Genomic DNA, 5,889 nt, shown 5'->3' with positions numbered 1-5,889 from the left:
CTCTTGCAGAGATGATGCGCTATTCGGTTGATAGCAATCAGGATAAAGAATTTATTTTGCTTGATGAGGAGATTAACCAGGTAGAAAACCTCATCAACCTGCATCAGCTTCGTAAAGATCACCATTTACAGCTCCGTTTCTGGTACGATGATGAAATACGTAACACTAAAATCATTCCTCTAGTATTAATCACTTTAGTAGAAAACATGTTTAAGCATGGCGAGCTGCTTACACCATCACATCCTGCCGAAGTGAGTTTGAGAATTGAAAATGGTCAACTTATCATAGAAACTTCAAACTTAGTAAAAGCAATTAAAGACAACTCAGGCTTAAGTTCCGGATTGGAAAACATAAAGAAGCGTTTAGCTTACAGTTATGGTAAAAATGCTGAATTCAGCTACTTTACTGATTCAGACCAGTTTTTCAAAGTAATGCTGGTTATTAAAATCAAATAAGAAAGCGTGCTTTAATAACTTTAGTTTAAAATTTCAAATTACACAATAACCTCAAAAGAAAAGCTGATTTTCCTTGCTGAATACATAAAAATCCGTTTCGAATATGTTTTTTTTTCATTTTAATGGTTGAAATTGTAATTTGCATCAACTAAACCTATAAAAAATGTCAATAAGTTGTATCGCTATTGATGACGACCCTCATTCCCTAGAGAGCTTAATAGCATATATGGAGAAACTGCCTGATTTAAAGCTTATCCAAACTTTTACTGAACCACTCCAAGCCCTGGCAGAAATATCGGTATCTAATCCTGTCGATATTATTTTTATGGATGTCGAAATGCCTTCACTTTCCGGAATCGAACTGGCAACCTTATTAAGACAAAAAACAAAACACCTGGTTTTCACTACGGCGCACCCACGGTATGCCATTGATGCTTTTAAAGTTGATGCGGATGCTTATTTGCTTAAGCCCTACTCTATTTTACATTTTACGAAAACAATAAACAACCTCTATCCAACTGGAAAAAAAGAACAACATCCTTTTTCCATTTTCGCCGATCATTTCTTTTACATCCCTTTACAAGGAGAAAATGCTGATTTGGTAAGAATAGATCTGAATGAATTGATTGCAATAGAAGAAATGGGGGAAGATATTCAATTTAAAACTACAAAAAATGCTTTTCTAAGTTCAAAATCTAATTTTACCAAGACTTTGAAAATGTTAAAGAAGCATTCGGCATTTATCCAGATTAACCCTACTGTTGTTATTGCAAAACAGCATATTAAAAGTGTACTCGGTAATAAAATACTGCTTTCTGGCGAAACATCGTTTACTGTTTCGGGCACATATATAGAACTTTTCGCAAATTTTATCAAGAACAATTTACTTCAGGAAAAGCCCCGTCCCGGCACCATAATATAGTCTTTAATAGTTCGAACATCAGCATCGGATCAATTTTTAAGGCATAATCAAAACATTACGTCTAAAACTTTGTATTAGGATAATCTATTTTATTATTAATTGATTTATCTGTTTTGAAAAGAGTGTTGGTTGTGGATGATGATCCAGATGTATTAGAAGTTTTCCAGAATGTATTAGAAACCGAACATTATAAAGTTTATCCGTTACTATCGCCACGACATATTTTTAAAACAATAAGAGATTTTAGTCCCGATCTGATAATTCTAGATATTATGTTAAATGGGATGGATGGGCGTGCTGTGTTTAAAGAGTTAAGGTTAAATCCTGAAACAGCGCGCATCCCTATTATTATGGCATCGGCGAGGTACGATGAAAACTATATCACATCGCAACAATACCATCCCGACGATTATTTAGAAAAACCCTTTAACATGGCAGATTTGCTCCAAAAAGTAAGTGCTTTAACCGAAAATTAAAAAATCAGATATGAAATTAAAATTACTACTATCTCTTCTGTTGTTATGTGCAGCATTATCAATCAAAGTAAAAGCACAAAGCAGACCAGATAAACTCTATTCTATGAGTGGAATTGGCTTTGCATTCCCAATGGGCGAAACTTCGGATTATTTTAAACCAAAATTTTCAACATCTTTAGGTTTAAACTTGGGTTTGGGTAAAGGTGGTTTGTTCTTATACCCTAAAGCAAGTTTACATGCTTTTACTTTTAACCAGATAACGCCAGATGCGGGCTACACCTATACTTTACAAAAAGGCAGGGCAACCACCTACTTGCTAAATGTTGCTTTAGGGTACCGTAAAATTGTAAACAAATGGGCTTTTTATGGTTTTGCAGGTGCTGGTGGCGGTTTTATTCTTACGCCTCAGGCTAGCGTTAATACCACAACCCTGCAGGTTACCCAAGATAATAAATCGAATGGTTTGGGTATTGCCGAAGGTGGGGCCGGTATTGAATATAATATTGGAGGTGCCAATTTATTTGTAGAGGCCAGTTACATGTATGGCTTTAGTAAAATCCAGAACAGGGCTTTTAACACTGTACCGATTTCTATTGGCATCAAACCTAATTTAAGCAAGCTACTAAGTAAACTTTAAATATTTACATACAAAATACCAGAGCGGTTACGTTAAATACATAACCGTTTTTTTTATGCTAAAGAAATAATCAAAATTATTTTCATACTAATTATTTTAGCATAGATTTGTATTTCAAATTAATTTAATGTTATACGCAGTTGTAGATATCGAAACCACTGGTGGTCATGCCTCAGCAAATGGTATTACCGAGGTTGCCATTAACATCCATGATGGCAATGAAATAGTTGAATCTTACACTACCCTAATTAATCCGAAGCAGCCTATACCCGTTTACATTACGGCGCTTACAGGTATTGATGATAACATGTTGTTGGATGCCCCAACTTTTGATGATGTTGCTTTACAGATTTATCAGTTATTAAACGATAAGGTTTTTGTGGCGCACAATGTAAACTTCGATTATTCCTTTTTGAAGCATCATTTGGCAGCTGCAGGATATGATTTACAATGCAAAAAGCTGTGTACGGTAAGGTTGAGCAGAAAACTAATTCCTGGCAAATCTTCATATAGTTTAGGAAAACTTTGTACAGCCTTGCAGATTCCGATTCAAAACCGACACCGGGCAGCGGGAGATGCAGATGCAACAAGTATCCTATTCAATTTATTGCTAGAATACGATCAGGAAGGCATAATTGCGGAAATGCTGAAGAAAACATCAAAAGAGCAGGCTTTACCGCCGCACTTAGATAAAGCTTCGATTCTGAGGTTACCTCATCAACCTGGTGTATATTATTTTAAAGATAGTAAGGGCAAGATTATTTATGTTGGAAAAGCTAAAGACCTTAAGAAACGCGTAACCAGTCACTTTACAGGCAATACACCTAACCGGCAACGCCAGGATTTTTTACGCACGATTCATCATGTAGACCATGTAATCTGTGGTACCGAATTAATGGCACTCATTTTAGAAGCCAATGAAATAAAACGGCTTTGGCCTGAAAACAACCGGGCAATGAAGCGTTATGAGCATAAATATGATTTATATGTTTTCGAAGATCAAAACGGCTATTTGCGCTTAGCGATAGATAAACATAAAAAAAACAATAACGCTTTTCAGAGTTTTAACAGCTTATTGGAAGGTTATAATTTCTTAAACCAACTTGTTGATAAATACCAGCTTTGTGCTAAGCTCTGTTACCTGCAAAAAACGGCCACTAAATGTTATGCACACGAAAATGGGCAATGTTTTGGTGCCTGCAGCGGAATAGAAACTGTAAGTGTTTATAATAAAAAATTAAACACAGCATTGGCCGATATCCAGAAACAACAACCAAGTTTCGCATTGGTGGATGAGGGCAGAAAAGACAACGAGTTTAGCTGTTTGGTTGTAGAGAATGGAAAATTTTATGGAATGGGCTACTTCACCGATAAGAACTATCTTGCTGACGGTCTGGCGCCAATCAAAAATGATCTTTCTATCTATCAGTCCAACAGTTATATCTTAAATTTAATTCTGAACTACGCGGAACAACACCCACAGAAATTGTATAAATTGTAACGTTTAACTACACGCCATGGATTCATCAATATTTATAGCTCATTGCCTATCTTTTGATGAAGTTATTGAATTGCCACATTTCGAAAAAACTTCCTTCCGGGTAAATAAAAAGATCTTTGCTACGCTAAATACCCAGAAAAAGCAGGCAACATTTAAATTATCAGCAATTGATCAGTCTGTTTTCTGTGATTTTGATCGGAACAGCATATGGCCAGCTAGCGGGGCTTGGGGCAAACAAGGTTGGACAATTTTTGACCTAACAGCATTAACAGACGAAATGCTTATCGATGCACTTACACTTTCTTATTGCAATGTGGCCTCAAAGGACCTTTCAGAAAAGTACAAAGCTTAAGTACAATTCTTAACATTATGAGCTGAAATACCCTTAAATGCCGTGCATGGCAAGAATTAGTACAATAACTTCACTAACCAGTTAAGCCCATAAGATTATAAAACGCAGGCTAATAAAGTACTATGCTTCACAAGGCGCAATATTGCCGCAATGCGTTAACCATATAAGGAATAGAAGAAAATATAAGCTAATCACGATAACCTGAATTGTCTCAAACAGCCCTGTTAATTTTCTTTTTTAGCAAGGACAACTCTATAGCTGCTTACCTATCTTTACTTACATCAAATATAAAACGTTATGACAAAATCACTTTGGATAAACCTTCCGGTAAAAAACATTAACCAGTCAAAAGCATTCTTCACGCAACTCGGTTTTACGCTTAACCTCCAGTATGGCGCCCGCGAAGATTCGGCGTGCTTTTTAGTAGGAGAAAGTAATTTAGCGATTATGCTTTTTGAAGAGGCTTTGTACGAAGGGTTTGCAGGAACCAGTATTGCCGATAAACGCAATGGCGGCGAAGTATTATTCTCCTTTGATGCAGAAAGTCCGGAGGAAGTAGATGATCTGGCTGAAAAAGTTGTAGCTGCCGGTGGCACACTTTATGGCGAGCCCGGTTATAAAGACGGCTGGATGTATGGCTGTGGTTTTGTTGATCTGGATGGACAAAGATGGAGTATTCTATATATGGATATGAGCAAAATGCCCTTGGGTTAATTTTATTATTTAAAAATAAATTAAAATTTGCGTAAGCAATTACTTACATTTATATTTGTAAGCAATTACTTACGCAATTAATTTTATGAGAAGAGATGTATTTCAAGCCATTGCCGATCCTACCCGAAGAGAAATCATCAATCTAATTGCGCATAACACCTTAAATTTAAATGCGATTGCCGAAAATTTCGACATGAGCCGACCTGCCATTTCACAGCACATTAAAGTTTTAACAGAATGTGGTTTAGTAGAAGTTACCCAACAAGGCCGTGACCGGTACTTTAACATACAATTTCAAAAATTAGCAGAAGTATCTAAATGGGTAGAACAATACCGTATTTTTTGGACAAGCAAATTAGATGCTTTAGAAATACACTTATCAAAAGACACTAAATCAAAATAAAGATGAAAAACGAACCAGTTATTGTAGAACGGGTGTATAATGCGCCTATCGAAAAAGTTTGGAAAGCTTTAACCGACAACAATGAAATTAAACAGTGGTATTTTCAATTGGAAAACTTTAAACCCGAAGTAGGCTTTAAGTTTGAGTTTTCTGGTGGACCGGATGATGGTCCTCAATATTTACATCTCTGCGAAATAACAGAAATTGTTGAGGGCAGGAAACTCGCCTACAGTTGGCGGTATGACGGTTATCCGGGTAACTCTGTTGTAAGCTGGGAGTTATTTGAGCAAGGCGAGCAAACAAGGCTGAAATTAACACATAGTGGTATAGAAAGCTTTGCTGAGAACGGCCCTGACTTTGCCAAAACAAGTTTCAATGGCGGCTGGACTTATTTCGTTAATGATGCACTTAAAAATTATTTGGAACCAG

The 5,889-nt window shown here is 36.4% G+C and carries 9 protein-coding genes; all 9 read left to right on the top strand.

Features of this window, described 5'->3' with window-relative positions:
- Positions 1-455, top strand: a 455-nt coding sequence (locus AC1DND_RS16530; RefSeq protein WP_477583239.1) for a LytS family sensor histidine kinase, incomplete at its 5' end; no start/stop codon positions are given.
- Positions 456-618: 163 nt separating this feature from the next.
- Complete coding sequence (locus AC1DND_RS16525; protein WP_477583237.1) at positions 619-1,377, top strand: LytR/AlgR family response regulator transcription factor; 759 nt, start codon at positions 619-621, stop codon at positions 1,375-1,377.
- 122 nt (positions 1,378-1,499) lie between these two features.
- Positions 1,500-1,853 carry a response regulator gene (locus AC1DND_RS16520; RefSeq protein WP_477583241.1) on the top strand — a complete coding sequence of 118 codons (354 nt, stop codon included), beginning with the start codon at positions 1,500-1,502 and terminating at the stop codon, positions 1,851-1,853.
- Between the two features lie 10 nt (positions 1,854-1,863).
- Positions 1,864-2,490 carry a hypothetical protein gene (locus AC1DND_RS16515; RefSeq protein WP_477583235.1) on the top strand — a complete coding sequence of 209 codons (627 nt, stop codon included), beginning with the start codon at positions 1,864-1,866 and terminating at the stop codon, positions 2,488-2,490.
- Positions 2,491-2,617: 127 nt separating this feature from the next.
- Positions 2,618-3,991, top strand: a complete 1,374-nt coding sequence (locus AC1DND_RS16510; protein ID WP_477583233.1) for an exonuclease domain-containing protein — start codon at positions 2,618-2,620, stop codon at positions 3,989-3,991.
- Positions 3,992-4,007: 16 nt separating this feature from the next.
- Entirely contained in the window at positions 4,008-4,343 is a 336-nt protein-coding gene (locus AC1DND_RS16505) for an MmcQ/YjbR family DNA-binding protein (protein WP_477583231.1), read from the top strand.
- Positions 4,344-4,640: 297 nt separating this feature from the next.
- The gene (locus AC1DND_RS16500) at positions 4,641-5,057 is read left to right on the top strand and encodes a VOC family protein (RefSeq protein WP_477583229.1); all 417 of its coding nucleotides are present in this window, start codon (positions 4,641-4,643) and stop codon (positions 5,055-5,057) included.
- 85 nt (positions 5,058-5,142) lie between these two features.
- Positions 5,143-5,460 carry an ArsR/SmtB family transcription factor gene (locus tag AC1DND_RS16495; RefSeq protein ID WP_477583228.1) on the top strand — a complete coding sequence of 106 codons (318 nt, stop codon included), beginning with the start codon at positions 5,143-5,145 and terminating at the stop codon, positions 5,458-5,460.
- Positions 5,461-5,462: 2 nt separating this feature from the next.
- Positions 5,463-5,889, top strand: a 427-nt coding sequence (locus tag AC1DND_RS16490; RefSeq protein ID WP_477583226.1) for an SRPBCC family protein, incomplete at its 3' end; no start/stop codon positions are given.

It is taken from the genome of Pedobacter sp. 01N416, assembly GCF_056399685.1.
This window is presented reverse-complemented; position numbering and strand designations above follow the sequence as displayed.